Origin of the sequence: Salinigranum sp. (assembly GCF_041641895.1) — an archaeon.
Lineage (GTDB): Archaea > Halobacteriota > Halobacteria > Halobacteriales > Haloferacaceae > Salinigranum.
In genome coordinates this window covers 1-14,703 of sequence record NZ_JBEPXO010000087.1, presented here as the reverse complement: position 1 = coordinate 14,703, position 14,703 = coordinate 1, and the positions used below count along the sequence as shown (strand labels likewise).

Genomic DNA, 14,703 nt, shown 5'->3' with positions numbered 1-14,703 from the left:
TCGATGGGGTCGCCGAAGAGGCGCGACCGGAGGCGTAGCGGTTCGTGTTCGGCCACGACGACGTCCACCTCCCGGTGGCGTGCCGCGTTGACGAGCGCGTGTTTGGTGTCGTGACTGACCACCTCGGCGGCGTCGACGCCGACGCCGAACTCCGCCCCGAGCGCCTCGACGCGCGCCTCGAAGGAGCGGTCCGCGGCCGACTGCGTGGTCGCCGACTCCGTGAGCGGTGCCTGGTCGGGAATCTCCTCGAAGCGGACGGCGACGACTCGGCCGCCGTCGCGACGGACGAGGTCCGCGGCCATGCCGACGAGGGCGCGCTCGCGCGCCGGTCCGACGTCCTTGGTGAACGCCACGAGGACGCTGCGGGTGTCCTCCGCGGCGACGGCCGCCACCTCGGTGAGGGCCCGCCGGTTGACCTGTCGTCGGATGGCGTCGGTCGCGACGCCCGTCCGGTCGACCCGGGGGCGGACGTACGCGAGGTACCACACCAGACTGCTGATGACGATGACCACCGCACCCACGAGTGCGACCGTCCCCATCTGCGTCAGGAGGGCGGCGCCCGTGAGCACGCCGAACACCTGTACCCAGGGGTACCACGGCGACGAGAACGCCGGGTCGTACGCGGCGTCACCCTCGCGGAAGGCGACGACGGCGACGTTGATGAGCGCGAACACGAGAATCTGGAAGGCGCTGGCGAGTTTCGCGATTTCGAGGATAGGGACGAACGCGATGAGGACGAGCAACACGGCGCCCGTCAGCGTAATCGCGGAGACGGGCGTCCCGAACCGCTCGCTGACCGCCGAGAACGACGGCGGCGCCAGCCGGTCGCGACTCATCGCGAACGGATACCGCGACGACGAGAGGATACCCGCGTTCGCCGTCGAGACGAGCGCGAGCACCGCGGCGAGGATGATGGCGACGACGCCGAGTCGGCCGAGCGTCGTCTCGGCGACGACCGCGACCGGCGTCAGCGACCCCGCGACGGTCCCGGGCGCCGTCGCACCCACCAGCACGGCCACGAGCGCCACGTACAGGACCGTCGTGAACGCGAGCGACCCGAGGATGCCGAGCGGGATGTTCCGTCCCGGGTCCTCCACCTCCTCGGCGACGCTCGCCACCTTGGTGACGCCCGCGTACGAGACGAACACGAGGCCGGTCGCGGCCAGCACGCCGCCGAGTCCCGCGTCGAAGAATCCGCCGTAGTTGGCCGACTGGACGCTCGGCGCGCTCCCCGCGGCGAACCACCCGAGCGCCGCCAGCATGACGACGACGATGCCGAGCTGGAGCCGCCCGGTCTGTTTCGCCCCGAGGACGTTGACAGCGATGAGCAGGGCGGCAAGGCCCAGCGCGACTGGCTTCAGCGGCAGGTCGAACAGCAACAGCAGGTAGGGGACGCCACCGACCAGCGCGAGTGCCCCCTTGAACGAGAGGGAGAACCAGGTGCCCACGCCCGCGATGGTCCCCATCAGGGGGCCCATCCCCCGCTCGATGTAGATGTACGTCCCGCCGGCCTCGGGCATCGCCGTCGCCATCTCGGACTTCGACAGCGCGGCGGGAATCACCAGTAGCCCCGCCAGCGCGTACGCGACGACGACGGCCGGCCCGGCGATCTCGAGCGCGAGGGCCGGCAGGATGAAGATGCCGCTGCCGATCATCGCGCCGATGCTGATGGCGAGGACCGACGGCAGGCCCAGGTCGCGTTCGAGTTCCTTCACACCCGGTCACGCTCCGTGACCAGCGGTCGGGAGGGACGCACAGCGGTGGCCGGGGTGGGCCAGCCGACACGCGCTCGCGGAGACGTGACCGTCCGTGCCGGTCGCTGCGTTCGCCGGGAGAGGATACGTCGCCGTCGCCGCGGCTCTCGGGTGCGGAGACGGCGGGAGTCGACGGAACCGCGGGCCGCTCGGACGCCGGCCGGAGTCAGTGCTGCTGAGGTCGGGGGACCGCTCGGGCATGCCGCTTCGGTCATTGTGCCGGCTACGAATCGGAACGGTATAAAATACCGGTTCAAATTATCGTAACGGTAAATTATAGACTGATAAATAATTAAGATGAACGTTTCGTACGAACCGAGACGCAGCGGGACGACGCTCCGGACCGGGTGGTCAGCCGAAGAGCCGTTCGCGGATCGACCGGGTCCGTGGGCGCTCGGCCAGCAGCACGGTCGTGTCGAGGTCGTCGAGCACGGACAGCGTCAGCGACCCGCCGACGATGCGGGACACGAGTCCACGCTCCGTCGCGCCGACGAGGACGAGCGACTTGTCGGTCGCCGCGTCGCCGATGGCGGCTTCGACGTCGCCCGTCTCCACCAGCAGTTCCACGTCGGTCAGTCCGTGGTCCGTGACCCACCCCTCGAGGAACGCGCGCCCACTCGCGACGTCGTCGGCGACGTGCAGCACCGAGACGCGCGCGTCGGTCGTCTCCTGGAGGGCTCGCGCGACTGCCGCGGACAGGTCCGAGGAGTGGCCGCCCGCGGTCGGCAGGAGGACCTCGCTCGGGTCGAACCCCCGCTCGTCGAGGACGAGTACGTCACACGGGAGGTCGTGGGTCAGTTCGTCGAGCGCCCCCTCGACGCGCCCCCCGGCGAGGCGGGTCCCGCTGTGGCCCATGACGAGCCTGTCGACCTCGTGTTCGCGAGCCGAGTCGAACACCTCGCCGAGTCCCTCGTGTGAGAGGACCGTCCGCGTCTCGACCGGCACGCCCAGCTCTTCGGCGTCGCGTCGCGCGTCGTCCACGAGCCGCTTCGACGTCTTCGAGATGCGGTCGCGCTGGTCGGCCGCGGCCTCCAGCGAGGTCTGGTCCGGCACCTGGATGACGTGTGTCGCGAGCAGCCGACCGCCGTCGTGCTTCGCCAGTGCGGCCCCGAGGGTCACGAGCGCCCGTTCCGTCCGGGGGTTCGAGAGGGCGACCATGGTCACCGGCACGTCCTCGACGCGTCCGGACCCGTCGGGCGCGACGGTCGCCGCCGCGCCGACGACGGAGGGCGGCAGTTCGTCGTCCCGGGCGAGGATGTGACGACCGAGCAGTCCCTGTCTGGTCGTGTTCTTCCGTGCGTACAGGAAGTACCAGACGACCGCGGCGACGACGAACAGCCCCGACAGGAGGAGTTCCTGCCCGCCGACGAACGCCAGCAGGCCGAGCGACAGGCCGATGCCGGCGAGCGGCGTGAGCGGGTAGAGCGGGACGGTGAACGCCGGGTCGTACTCGGGGTCGGTCTCCCGGAAGACGATGAGCGCGGCGTTCATCAGGGCGTAGACGACGAGGTGGAGGACGCTCGCGGCCTTCGCGAGTACCTCGATGTCCCGCCCGAGCGCCGCGATGAACACGACGATGACCGCGCCCGTGACGACGATGGAGCGGTACGGGGTCGCGTACTTCGGGTGGATGTCGTTGAGCCAGTTGGTGACGATTCGGTCGCGGCCCATCGCGAAGTTGATGCGGGCCGACGCCAGGATGGACGCGTTGGCGCTGGACGCAGTCGCGAGCAGGGCGCCGAGCGTCACGACCGTGACGGCGACTCCCGCGAGGCCGGCGGGGAACGCACTCTGGGTGGCCTGGGTCAGCGGCGCGCTCTGGCTGAGTTCCGTCCACGGCACCACGCCGAGCATGATGCTCACCAAGATGGCGTAGAGGACGGTCACGATGGCGACGCTGCCGATGATCGCCAGCGGGAGGTTCCGACCGGGGTTCTTCAGTTCCTCGGCGACCGTCGCGATCTTCGCGTAGCCGAGGAACGAGACGAACACCAGCGCCGTCCCCGGGAGGATGGCGCCGTACCCCAGCGGCGCCACGCCGCCCTCCCCGAGGAGCGTCGCGAGGTCGAACGACAGCCAGCCCTGCACCGCGAACAGCGCGAGGATGGCCAGCAGGACGGTGACGATGACCGTCTGCACGCCGCCGGTCTCCTTGGCACCGATGTAGTTGACGCCGACGAAGACGGCGCCAGCGACGAGCGCGCCGACCTGTACCTCGGTGAGGAAGAGGACGTCGGGCATCGGCACGAGCGTCGCGAGATACTGACCGAAGCCGATGCTGTAGAACGCCGAGGCGAACGCCAGCCCCATCCAGTCACCGAGGCCCGCGATGGAGCCGAACAGGGGGCCGAGCGCGCGGTTGACGTAGTAGTAGCCGCCGCCCGCCTTCGGCATCGCCGTCCCGAGTTCGGAGACCGAGAGCGCGTTCACCAGCGCGATGAGGCCGCCGACGACGAACGAGGCGACGACGATGGGGCCGGCCGTACTGGCTGCCACTCCCGGAAGCACGAAGATGCCCGCCCCGATCATCGTCCCGATCCCGATGGTCAGCGCCGACAGGAGACCGAGGTCCTTCGCGAGTTCTTCGTCGCTCACGCCTCGTCACCTCCGTGTGACGAGACCGTGGGCGGGGAAGACGCCGGGTGTCGCGGTGCCGAACCCACCGCGTTCCCCGCACCGAGCGACACCACCGGGAGTTCCGGGTCGGTCACGAGCCGAGCCGCGGTGTCGCCCGAGAGGAACCGGACGAGACGGCTCCCGCCACGGGGGCGGAAGGCGATGGCCGTCGCCTCGGCGTCGAGCGCCGTCTCGACGACGGTTTCGGCGACGTCCGTTCCGAACGCCACGCGCGTCTCGACGGTCACCCTGTCGTCGAGTCGTGACTCGACGACCGAGAGGAACGCCGCCGCGTCCGCCCGCCGTTGCTCCACGGGTGCTTTGTCGACCGCTCCGCCACCTTTCTCGACGACGTGAACCGCCACGACGGACTCGACACCGTCCAGCTGCCGCGACACCGCCGCCGCGGTCGCTCGCGAGTCCTGCTCGTCGGCGACGGGGACGACGACGCGTTCGAGGAGCGTCATCCCGTCAGCCACCTCCGTCCGTCGTCGACGAGAACGGCTCGTGGACCGCCGGTCGGTCCGCTGTCGTCGGTCCGGGGAGGGCTCCGCGGACCCGTCCGTCGGTTCGGGGGTCGGCTCTCGGGGTGTCCTCGGCGAGCACGTCGCCGTCGGTGTGCTGTCTGTCCATACTCGCTCGCAGTTGCGAGATGGTATAAAATCTCCGCTTCTATTTTCAATTTAGAAAAAATACGGGCTCGAATTTCTGCTATCGAAATTCGTGAGGGATTCCCGGGACCCCTCGCATCGACCGACCGAACCCTTCCCGTCGGTCAGCGTCGCCCCCGGCCACGCCGTCTCAGACTGGTGTCAGTTACCCACGACTGAAGTCGTGGGCTTCCTCCTTGCACTTGTGTGAACGCCCTGCTGGGGGCCGCGTCCCCTCGGCGACGTCACAGACGCCCGTGCGCCGCCCCCGCGACAGCGTGTCGCGAGGGTGGTTCTTTGTCGAAAATTCCAGCGCGCTCGGAAAACTATTATGTGAGTATAGGGTGTATCTAATTTCGATAACCGAAATACCACTCCACACGACATGCCTCACGACACCTCCGACTACCGACTCGACGAGATCGACCGACGCATCCTCCACGCGCTCATGGACGACGCGCGTAACACGTCCGCCAGCACGCTCGCCGCCGAGGCCGGCGTCTCGGGCGCGACCATCCGGAACCGTATCCACAACCTCGAGGACGCGGGAATCGTCCGCGGCTACACCGCCCAGGTCGACTTCGAGTTGGCCGGTGGGAAGCTCACCAACCTCTACCTCTGTGACGTGCCCGTCACCGAGCGCGAGGCCATCGCACACGAGGCGCGGGCGATACCGGGCGTCATCAACATCCGGACGCTGATGACCGGCCGTCGCAACGTCCACGTCCTCGCGGTCGGCGAGAGCACGAGCGACCTCCGACGCATCGCCCGACAGCTCACCGACATCGGCATCCACATCGAAGACGAGGACCTCGTCGAGGAGGAACTGTTCGCCCCCTACGGCCCGTTCCACCCCGACGACGGTGAGCAGACACCCGAGGCGAACGACTTCATCAGCCTCAGCGGGGACGCGAGCGTCGTCGAGGTGACCGTCCAGCCCGACGCTCCCATCGCCGACCGCACGATCGAGGCTGCCGCGAGAGAGGGCATCCTGGACGAGGAGACACTCGTCATCGCCATCGAGCGGGAGGACCTCGAACTCACCCCACACGGGGACACGGTCGTCCAGCCGGACGACATCGTGACCATCCTCTCGCGGGCCGGTGGCGACGCGGACGCGCTGTCGGCGTTCCGCGCCCCACCGTCAGAATCGACCACCCAGTGAGACACCGTGACCATGCCTGCACTCAGTACCCTGCTCCGGCACGTCTTCGGCGCCGAGAGCGTCCTCTACGAGTGTCGAAACTGCGGGACGACCTTGGAGGAGGACGCCGAACGGTGCCCCGAGTGCGGCGCTGCGGACATCGCAACGTACCAACTCGACTCATAGACCCATGACAACACGCGTCACCGACCACGTTCTCGTCCCCGTCGCCGACCCCGACGACGCACGCGCGACGGCGACTGCGCTCGAACCGTACGCGCCCACTCGAATCACCGTCCTGCACGTCGTCGAGAAGGGCGGGGGCGTCCCGGACAAGACGCCCGTCGAACAGTCCGAACAGCTCGCAGCCGAGTCGTTCGAAGCCTTCAGAGAGACGTTCCCCGACGCCGAGACCGCGACCAGCTACCGCCGTGACGTGGTCGGGGGCATCCTCGAAGTCGCGGACGACCTCGACGTGAGTGCCATCGCCTTCCGTCCCCGCGGCGGCTCTCGCATCGTCCAGTTCCTCGCTGGCGACCGCTCGCTGAAACTGATCAGCGAGTCCGAACGGCCCGTCATCACCCTCCCGGACCCGGAAGACGCGGAAGAATGACCGCCGACGACGAGGAGCTCGCGAAAGACCTCGGGTTGCTCTCGGCGTTGACCATCGGCGTCGGGACGATGATCGGGGCGGGCATCTTCGTCCTGCCCGGACAGGCCGCCGCCGCAGCCGGGCCTGCCGTCGCCCTCTCGTTCGTCGTCGGCGGCGTCATCTCGCTGTTCACTGCCCTCTCGGCCTCGGAACTCGGGACGGCGATGCCGAAGGCCGGCGGGAGCTACTACTACGTCAACCACGCGCTCGGCCCCCTGTTCGGCTCCATCGCCGGGTGGGGCAACTGGATGGGACTGGCGTTCGCCTCGGCGTTCTACACGCTCGGGTTCGGCGAGTACCTCGCGACGTTCGTCCCGCTTCCGGCGCTCGCCGTCGCGGGCGTCGGTCTCACCGAGTTCCAGGTCGGCGCGCTGTTCGCCGGCCTCGCGTTCATCGCCGTCAACTACGTCGGCGCCAAAGAGACCGGCAGTGTCCAGATCGTCATCGTCACGCTGCTGGTGGGTATCCTCACGGTCTTCGCCGTTCTGGGGTTCCTGCAGGCGGACGTCTCGACGCTCCGCCCGTTCTTCCCGAGTGAGACGGGCGGTGCGGCGGCGGTGCTCCCCGCCACGGGGCTGGTGTTCGTCTCCTTTCTCGGCTTCGCGAAGATCACGACCGTCGCCGAGGAGCTGAAGAACCCCGGTCGGAACCTCCCGCTCGCCGTCGTCGGTAGCGTCGTCATCGTGACCGTGATGTACGCCGTCATCATGGTCGTCCTGATGGGGGTCGTCAACTGGCGACAGCTCGGCCCGGAGTTCACCACGACGCCCGTCCTCGACGTCGCCGAGATCGCGTTCGGTACGGTCGGCCTGGCAGCGGTCGGTGTCGGCGTGTTGACCTTCGCCGGGCTGTTGGCGACCGCCTCCAGCGCGAACGCGTCGATCCTCGCCTCCTCGCGCATCAACTTCGCGATGGGCCGGGACAGGCTCATCAGCGACAGACTCAACGCGATTCACCCGAACTTCGCCACGCCCTATCGTAGTATCGCGGTCACGGGCGGGCTCATCCTGCTGTTCATCGTCGTCGGCGACGTGAAGACGCTCGCGAAGGCCGGTAGCGTCCTCCACCTCATCGTCTACGGCCTGCTCAACGTCGCGCTCATCGTCATGCGACAGGCTGACACGCCCGAGTACCAGCCCGACTTCGAGGTGCCGCTGTATCCGGTCGTCCCCGTCCTCGGTGCCGTCACCTCGTTCGGCCTCATCGCGTTCATGGAGCCCGTCGAGATCGGGCTGTCGCTCGTGTTCGTGGTCGGCGGTCTCGTCTGGTATCTCGCGTACGCCCGCGGGAAGGCCGAGAAGACCGGCGTGTTGAGCCAGTACGTCCTCTCGCGGTCCGAGGAGCTGCCGCCAGCCGCCGTCGCTGCGGCCAGCACGGTCCAGCCGGACGGCGGAGGCTACCGGGTGATGGTCCCGCTGTCGAATCCACGCACCGAGAAGGACCTCATCACACTGGCGAGCGCGATCGCCAAACAGCGCGGTGGGACGGTCGACGCTATCCACATCGTCACGGCCCCCGACCAGACGTCGCTCGAGTACGCGGCCGACCACCTCGAGGAGTTCGAAGCGGACTACCACGCGATCCTCGACGAGGCCGAGCGGGACGCCGAGACGTTCGGCGTCGACGTGGAGACACACACCATCGTCTCTCACCGGGCGTTCGAGGAGGTGTTCGACGCGGCCCGCGACCACGGGGCCGACCTCGTCGTGATGGGGTGGGACGAGGGAGGACAGCGCTCACCAGGGCGGGCCGAGAGCGCCATCGACGACCTCGCGAAAGACCTCCCGTGTGACTTCCTCGTGCTCAAGGACCGTGGATTCGAGCCAGAACGCGTCCTCGTCCCGACGGCCGGGGGACCGGACTCGGACCTCTCGGCCGAGGTCGCACGGCTGCTACGGGCGGAGTACGGGTCGGACGTGACACTGCTCCACGTGGCGGACTCGCAAGCCGACGGCGAGGTGTTCCTCGCCGAGTGGGCGGACGAACACGGTCTCGCGGACGCGACCTTGCGGGTCGAGACCGGTGACGTCGAGGCGGCCATCGAGCGGGCCGCCGCGGACAGTTCCATGGTGATCATCGGAGCGACCGAGCAAGGCCTCCTCTCCCGACTGGTCCGGGGCTCGCTCGTGCTGGACGTGGTCGACGACGTCGAGTGTTCGGTGCTGCTCGCCGAGCGCGCACGGGAGCGGGGGTTGATGGAACGCTTGCTGGGTGAGTGAGGACGGGTGTCCGACCCCGCGCTCTCCGGTGAGTGCCTCCGAGTGCCCCGACGGCCGGGACGGTCAGCACACGACCGGTGAGATTCGAGGCCTCGAGTACTTTCGACGACACGCCGCGAACCGACGTACCGTGAGCACAGACCGAGAGCACCTCTATCCCCGTCTCGTCGAACCGACTCCCGAACCCGTCCTCCCCGAGTTGGCGGGGTTCGAACTCGTGGTTCCACGCGTCGAAGTTCCGCGGGTCGACATCCCGACGGTGGGCGAGTCGATCCGTCGGGAATCCCGCCGGGCCGGGAGGACGGTTACGCTCGCTCGCGTCGGACTGGTGCTTTATACCGTGGCGCTCGTCCACGCCGTCGTAGTGCTGGCGCTCGTCGGCGTCCTGTCGATCGCGGTCCGTGGCCAACTGCAGTTCGGGAGCAAACTGCTCGCCTCGAGTGTCGTCGTCGGCCTGTACACGGTGTACCGGTACCACCACCCGCCCCGACCCCCCCGAACGCGCTCGCGGTGACGGGGCGCGAACGCCCCTCGGCGCGACCCCTCGTTCGCACGTGGTCGTGATGCCGGTCACGACAGTGGGCCACGCGATGACATCCTCCTCGCCGTAAACGGCGAGGGTTCCCCATCCGCGCTCGGGGTCGGGCTGGCCATCGCACCCTGCAAAACAGTGCGTGGGACTCCAGTCCGTCCGACGGGGGCAAATCCACCCGCTTGCGCGGGGTGTCTCGGTTCGTGTGCCGTGCGTGAGTCCCGCGAGGGATGTGGCGTGTTGGGCGTCCCTCGGGACGCGGTGTCTCCTTGCACCGTGCATCCCCACCGTCCACGAGGGAGTTGGGGGATGCCCCCGGACGCCGATTGCTCCGCGTCCGGGCACGGGTCGTGCCATCGACCTGCGTCACCTCTCTGCCACAACGGCGACGCTCAAGCGCGGGAGGCTCGCGTTTTTGATGCCCGCTTTTCAGCGGGTGCGTCGGTGGACGTGTGTCCGGTCGAAGGTGTCTTATCGACCATGCCGACGGGAGGAACGCCAAACCACCTCCAGTTTTCCGCGTTGAGTTACCGGGGAGACGACCCCGGAGGGCATAACCGCGTGGTTCGGGCTGAATGTGGTCGGACTCACGCCCGCCGTAAAACGCGGGACTCTCTCCTCGGGGTGGGTAGCGCCGCCGTCCGGATGCGTCTGCTGCCGTGCTCCGCCACCGGCTCCGCTCACCGTCGTGGACGCTCGAGAGTGTCGAACCGTGCTCACTTTTTTGTCAACGTGTGTGTATTATCTCCCATGGCCACCGAATCACCCGCAGTGACGGCTGACGACTCGCTCGTTAGCTTCCCGTCCCATCCGGTCGGCTACGTCGCTATCCTCGCCGCGCTCGTGACGGCCGTCATCCACCTCCTCCTCGGCCCGCGTGTGATGGGGTTCAGTCAGACGCTCGGTACGCTGTTCATCCTGAACGGCCTCGGGTTCCTCGGCGGGATCGCCCTCTTCCTGAGCCGCTACTGGCGGCGGGAGCTGTATCTCGTCGCCGTCGGCTACGCCCTCGCGACGGTCATCGCGTTCTTCGCCTTCCAGGGCTTCGGCGTGGACGCCTTCTTCAACCGCGGGAGTCTCAATCAGCTGGCGGTCGTTTCGAAGGCGGTCGAACTCGTGCTCGCCGTCTGCGCGGGGTATCTGTACACGAGAACCCCGCTGTAGCCGGACGCCCGGTTCCTTCCCGTCCCGTTACTCGCGAGCGCCGAGAGCGTAGACCCGGCCGTCGGCGACACCGACGTAGCACATCCCGTGTGCCAGTGCGACGTCGGTGTCCATGACGTAGCCCGCCATCCCGACGTCGGGAACGGTGAGCTCGACCGTCCACGTCCGGTCGTCGCTCGAATCGTAGCTCACGACGGAGTCGCTGCGGGGCACGACCACACCGCCTTCACCGGCGGCGGGGGGTCGGCCGTCTCCGTCGTCGCTCGAACGCCAGCGAACCGTTCCGTCGGACGTCTCGACCGCGACGAGGCCGCCGTGGTACGTGTTGACGAACGCCGTGTCCGCCGTGACCGCCGGTGAGGGAACCGGGTTGCCGTAGTCGCCGTCGACGACTGTCGTCCGCCACCGCACGGTTCCGTCGGCGGTGTCGACGGCGACGAGTTCCTCGGCGATGCCGGGGACGTACAGCCGGCTGTCGGCCACTGTCGGCGTGCCCTGGATGTCCGGACAGCACGCCTCCGGCGTCACGACCGATGCGCTCCAGCGTCGCTCGCCCGTCGTCGCATCGAGCGCCGTGACGCGGCCGTCGGTCAGCCCGACGTAGACGCCGTCGCCGTCGGAACAGGTGGCAGTGTAGCACTCCCCGTCGATGGCCGTTCGCCACTGTCGGGTGCCATCTATGGCGTAGGCGTACACGGCGTCGTCGTCTCGCGTCGCGACGTAACACGTCCCGTCCACGACTGCGGGCGACCCGGTCACGTCGGGAATCGTCTCGGTCCACCGCAGCGAGCCATCGCGCCGCGCGAGCGCCGTCACCGTCGCCTCCTCGTACTCCGGTCCGCGCGTGACAGCCACCAGCGTCTCACCCGCGAGTGCGAGGCCGACGGCGCGACCCCTCCCGAGCGGTACGGCCAGGCGGTGCTCGCCGGAGTCGGCGTCCCACCCGGCGAGGTGTACCGTCGGTTGCTCGGCGTCCTCCGGTGGCTCGCTGTACGCGACGTAGACGCGCTCCGGGCCGACGACCGGCGCCGTCGCGCCGTGCGGGTCGTTCCCCGGGCGCCGGAGCCAGGCGACGCCGACGTCGCCACGTGGCACTGTCGTGTCGGCGTGGCCGGTTCTGCCGCCGTCGTGTCCGTCCATCGGCCAGCGGCCGGTCTCGACGAAGCTCGAGTTGTACGCGTCGTTCGTGAACGGCGCCGGCACCGACGTCCCACCCGAGAGGTTCGGGACGTTCGGGGTGGCACAGCCGGCCGTCGCCACGAGACCCCCGCCGACAACCGTCTGGCGGAGGAGCCGTCGACGCGTCAGCGAGGTCATGTGTGCTCTGGCTGCCGCCTGTGGCAAACGTCTTTGGGAGGGACGGGCGGCTCCTCTCGTCTGGTGGAGCCCGCGACGAGTCCGAGTGTTCGACCGTGCTCGCGACTGCTCGTGACGACGAACCCGGCCGACGAGCGTCACCGCTCACGACCCGCTCGGGGGGAGGTGGTGTCTGACCTGCTCGAACAGCCAGCCACCGACTGCGCCACCGACGAGGCCGGCTATCGCGCCGATCCCGAGAACGACCACGCCGACCCCGACTGCTGCGACGACTGCGACCTCCGCCGACAAGGCTGTGTCCATCCGGCTGATGATCCCCCGGAGGAACCAGACGAGTCCCGGTGCCGCGCCGACGAGGCCGGCACGGACGCCCGCGAGCTTCGCTTCGACGGCGTCACGTTTCGCGAGATAGCCCGCGACGAGTCCCCCGACCACCACCATGTTGAGCGAGAAGTGGCTCGGCGTTCCCGCGTACCAGTTGAGGCCGATGGTGAGCGGAATCGAGACGACGCCACCGACGAGCGCGTACCGCCACGTCCCGGTCCTGACGCTGGCGAGGAGACTGTCGGACGCGGTCACTGGTCGGCGAGCGAGTCACCCGTCGGTCGGGACGTCACCGACCCGTCGAACCCGTCTCGGTCGTCCTCTCGAACTTGCAGGTACGCGGCCGCCATGATCCCGTAGAGGAAGACGAACAGGACACTACTGACGGCGTTGGAGACGAGGTCAGCGACGACCGGCGAGCCAGCCAGGTCGAGGAGCGTCCCGACGATTCCGGTCACGGCACCGACGACCCCCGAGAGGAGGACGACGACGGTGAGTTTCAGTCGACTCCCCCGCGACAGTCCCCAGCTCCGTCTGAGCGCGGCGAGGAACCCTCTGTCCTCGACACCGACCGCGAAGACGAAGAACAGGAAACAGACGGCGAGAAACACCCCGGGGAGGACGAACAGCGTCAGCCCAATCGTGACCGAGAGCATGACGACGACCCCCCCGAGGAGCATCGAGAGCGTGGCGCGTCCGAGGCGGCGCGTGAGCAGGTCTGTGGGGAACGTGGCGAGTTCGGAGAGTGGCCGAGCGAACGCCCTGGCCACGACCACGAAGTAGACGGAACTGAGCGCGACGCTCCCCACGAGTAGCAGGCTGCCGACGGTCCCCGAGACGGGGAGCGTCGGTCCGATGGTCTCTCCCACCTGAGCCGCCGCCTGTGGCGGAACGAACCCGACGACCGCGGTGTTGACCGAGACCTGGACGAGCAACTGTACGACGAGGAGTCCTGCGAGTAAGAGGCCACCGGTTCGGGTGAGTACCCGTCTGACACCGTCGCCGAGCGTGCGGCCGAGTTGGAGGGCCATGTGCGGTTTCGTTCCTGTTCGGGTGGGGTAAAGCTGGCCGATGCTCAAAGCGACGTTACAGTTTGCCAACGAGTGTCATACCGGGGTCGGAGTCGGTTCCGTCCCGACCGAACGACGCGCTGCAGCACTCGCCTCCGCTTCTCGGCGTCGGACGGTGTTCGCGAGCCACGAGAGACCGGGTCCCTCGACAGCCGTCCGCACGAGCGACACGTCCCCAGGCAAACGAATTCTCGAACCGGTCTCTCGAATCTCTCACGCGACAGATTCGGTATTACAATCGTGTTTTCCGACGGGTTCGGGAATCTCTATTATCGTATCACGCCATCTAGAACGGCGATGAGTTCTCAGCAGACCATCCGTCAGGAGTTCGGAACCGTCGGCGACAATCCCCTCCGTCTCGACACGGAGAAGGCCAAACAGAGCATCGACGCGTTGAACTCGGACCTGGCGGCGACGTACGTCCTCTACCACCAGCTCCGCAAGCACCACTGGAACGTCGACGGGGCGGAGTACGGGCAGCTCCACGAGTGGTTCGGCGACGCCGCCGCGGCCGCCGAGGAGGCTGCCGACGAGATGGCCGAGCGAGTGGGCGCCCTCGGTGGCGTCCCCATCAGCGGCCCGGCCGCGCTCGAGGAGCACTCGCCGGTCGAGTTCGAGGGGGCGGACGTCTACGACGTCCGAACGTCGATGGAGAACGACCTCGAGCTGTACGGCGACATCATCGAGTACGTGCGAGAGCACGTGATGCTCGTGGAGAACCTGGGCGACTACGCGACGAGCGAGCTCTTCCGGGAGCGTCTCGAAGCACTCGAGGGGGACGCGGACGACCTCAAGAGCTTCCTCGCCGACGACACGCTCGTCCTCGAGAGCGCGACTCACTGAACGGGGCCCTGTATGTCAGACACCCAAGGCCGACTCGTCCGAGAGCCAGAGACGGGCGAACGCCGCCAGGAGTGGGGGACCGTCGGGGAGAACGCTCTCCGCATCGACCCCGCCGACGCCGAGGTGCTCGTCGACGCCCTGAGCGTCGACCACGCGGGGTCGTTCAACCTGTTCTACCTGCTCCGCAAGCACTACTGGACCGCTGCCGGCGCCGAACACGAGGAGGTCGCCGACTTCCTCCGGGACGCGTACCGGCGTGTGCGTGCCGTGAACGACGACCTCGCGATTCGGGTCGTCGAACTCGGTGGGATTCCCCCGAACACACCACCGACGATTCAGGAGCGCGCCGAGGTCCACCTCGAAGCCGAGGACCTCTACGACCTGCGCGCCTCGCTGGAGGGCGACCTCGAGGGGTTCG

15 protein-coding genes are annotated in these 14,703 nt (G+C 68.4%); 8 read left to right on the top strand and 7 right to left on the bottom strand.

What is annotated here, in order from left to right; genetic code table 11:
• The 4 genes from ACESK5_RS16000 to ACESK5_RS15985 form a co-directional block, all read right to left on the bottom strand.
• Positions 1-1,715: APC family permease (locus ACESK5_RS16000; protein ID WP_372912580.1), on the bottom strand; the 1,715-nt coding region annotated here is incomplete at its 3' end.
• A gap of 390 nt (positions 1,716-2,105) precedes the next feature.
• Positions 2,106-4,349 (bottom strand): amino acid permease, encoded by a 2,244-nt coding sequence (locus tag ACESK5_RS15995; protein WP_372912579.1) that lies wholly within the window; start codon positions 4,347-4,349, stop codon positions 2,106-2,108.
• A complete protein-coding gene (locus ACESK5_RS15990) occupies positions 4,346-4,849 on the bottom strand; it encodes a universal stress protein (protein ID WP_372912578.1) in 504 nt (167 codons plus the stop codon). The genes ACESK5_RS15995 and ACESK5_RS15990 overlap by 4 nt, the downstream gene beginning before the upstream one ends.
• Positions 4,842-5,003, bottom strand: a complete 162-nt coding sequence (locus ACESK5_RS15985) for a hypothetical protein (protein ID WP_372912577.1) — start codon at positions 5,001-5,003, stop codon at positions 4,842-4,844. The genes ACESK5_RS15990 and ACESK5_RS15985 overlap by 8 nt, the downstream gene beginning before the upstream one ends.
• Positions 5,004-5,405: 402 nt before the next feature.
• Here ACESK5_RS15985 and ACESK5_RS15980 point away from each other — a divergent pair, with 402 nt between their 5' ends.
• From ACESK5_RS15980 to ACESK5_RS15955, 6 genes are all read left to right on the top strand, one after another.
• The gene (locus tag ACESK5_RS15980; RefSeq protein ID WP_372912576.1) at positions 5,406-6,185 is read left to right on the top strand and encodes an AsnC family transcriptional regulator; all 780 of its coding nucleotides are present in this window, start codon (positions 5,406-5,408) and stop codon (positions 6,183-6,185) included.
• 12 nt (positions 6,186-6,197) lie between these two features.
• Positions 6,198-6,350: a zinc-ribbon domain-containing protein gene (locus ACESK5_RS15975; protein WP_372912575.1), complete on the top strand. Its 153-nt coding sequence runs from the start codon at positions 6,198-6,200 to the stop codon at positions 6,348-6,350.
• 4 nt (positions 6,351-6,354) lie between these two features.
• Complete coding sequence (locus ACESK5_RS15970) at positions 6,355-6,777, top strand: universal stress protein (protein WP_372912574.1); 423 nt, start codon at positions 6,355-6,357, stop codon at positions 6,775-6,777.
• Positions 6,774-9,035 (top strand): amino acid permease, encoded by a 2,262-nt coding sequence (locus ACESK5_RS15965; RefSeq protein WP_372912573.1) that lies wholly within the window; start codon positions 6,774-6,776, stop codon positions 9,033-9,035. Before ACESK5_RS15970 ends, ACESK5_RS15965 begins: the two co-directional genes overlap by 4 nt.
• 130 nt (positions 9,036-9,165) lie before the next feature.
• Positions 9,166-9,549 carry a hypothetical protein gene (locus tag ACESK5_RS15960; protein ID WP_372912572.1) on the top strand — a complete coding sequence of 128 codons (384 nt, stop codon included), beginning with the start codon at positions 9,166-9,168 and terminating at the stop codon, positions 9,547-9,549.
• A gap of 768 nt (positions 9,550-10,317) precedes the next feature.
• Positions 10,318-10,731 carry a hypothetical protein gene (locus ACESK5_RS15955; protein ID WP_372912571.1) on the top strand — a complete coding sequence of 138 codons (414 nt, stop codon included), beginning with the start codon at positions 10,318-10,320 and terminating at the stop codon, positions 10,729-10,731.
• A gap of 27 nt (positions 10,732-10,758) precedes the next feature.
• Here ACESK5_RS15955 and ACESK5_RS15950 read toward each other — a convergent pair whose 3' ends face one another.
• The 3 genes from ACESK5_RS15950 to ACESK5_RS15940 all read right to left on the bottom strand — a co-directional run bounded on the left by ACESK5_RS15950 (position 10,759) and on the right by ACESK5_RS15940 (position 13,403).
• Entirely contained in the window at positions 10,759-12,048 is a 1,290-nt protein-coding gene (locus ACESK5_RS15950; protein ID WP_372912570.1) for a PQQ-binding-like beta-propeller repeat protein, read from the bottom strand.
• Positions 12,049-12,192: 144 nt separating this feature from the next.
• Complete coding sequence (locus ACESK5_RS15945; RefSeq protein ID WP_372912569.1) at positions 12,193-12,627, bottom strand: DUF5518 domain-containing protein; 435 nt, start codon at positions 12,625-12,627, stop codon at positions 12,193-12,195.
• Entirely contained in the window at positions 12,624-13,403 is a 780-nt protein-coding gene (locus tag ACESK5_RS15940; RefSeq protein ID WP_372912568.1) for a hypothetical protein, read from the bottom strand. Before ACESK5_RS15940 ends, ACESK5_RS15945 begins: the two co-directional genes overlap by 4 nt.
• Before the next feature lie 336 nt (positions 13,404-13,739).
• Here ACESK5_RS15940 and dpsA point away from each other — a divergent pair, with 336 nt between their 5' ends.
• Both dpsA and ACESK5_RS15930 read left to right on the top strand, forming a co-directional pair.
• The gene (dpsA, locus tag ACESK5_RS15935) at positions 13,740-14,285 is read left to right on the top strand and encodes a DNA starvation/stationary phase protection protein DpsA (RefSeq protein ID WP_372912567.1); all 546 of its coding nucleotides are present in this window, start codon (positions 13,740-13,742) and stop codon (positions 14,283-14,285) included.
• 12 nt (positions 14,286-14,297) lie between these two features.
• A partial coding sequence (locus ACESK5_RS15930; RefSeq protein ID WP_372912566.1) for a ferritin-like domain-containing protein occupies positions 14,298-14,703 on the top strand: 406 nt, incomplete at its 3' end.

Excerpts from the sequence above, each read along its gene's own strand:
- ACESK5_RS15985 (WP_372912577.1), bottom strand. The coding sequence starts at position 5,003 with ATGGACAGACAGCACACCGACGGCGACGTGCTCGCCGAGGACACCCCG.
- ACESK5_RS15980 (WP_372912576.1), top strand. The coding sequence starts at position 5,406 with ATGCCTCACGACACCTCCGACTACCGACTCGACGAGATCGACCGACGC.
- ACESK5_RS15975 (WP_372912575.1), top strand. The coding sequence starts at position 6,198 with ATGCCTGCACTCAGTACCCTGCTCCGGCACGTCTTCGGCGCCGAGAGC.
- ACESK5_RS15970 (WP_372912574.1), top strand. The coding sequence starts at position 6,355 with ATGACAACACGCGTCACCGACCACGTTCTCGTCCCCGTCGCCGACCCC.
- ACESK5_RS15965 (WP_372912573.1), top strand. The coding sequence starts at position 6,774 with ATGACCGCCGACGACGAGGAGCTCGCGAAAGACCTCGGGTTGCTCTCG.
- ACESK5_RS15955 (WP_372912571.1), top strand. The coding sequence starts at position 10,318 with ATGGCCACCGAATCACCCGCAGTGACGGCTGACGACTCGCTCGTTAGC.
- ACESK5_RS15950 (WP_372912570.1), bottom strand. The coding sequence starts at position 12,048 with ATGACCTCGCTGACGCGTCGACGGCTCCTCCGCCAGACGGTTGTCGGC.
- ACESK5_RS15940 (WP_372912568.1), bottom strand. The coding sequence starts at position 13,403 with ATGGCCCTCCAACTCGGCCGCACGCTCGGCGACGGTGTCAGACGGGTA.
- dpsA (WP_372912567.1), top strand. The coding sequence starts at position 13,740 with ATGAGTTCTCAGCAGACCATCCGTCAGGAGTTCGGAACCGTCGGCGAC.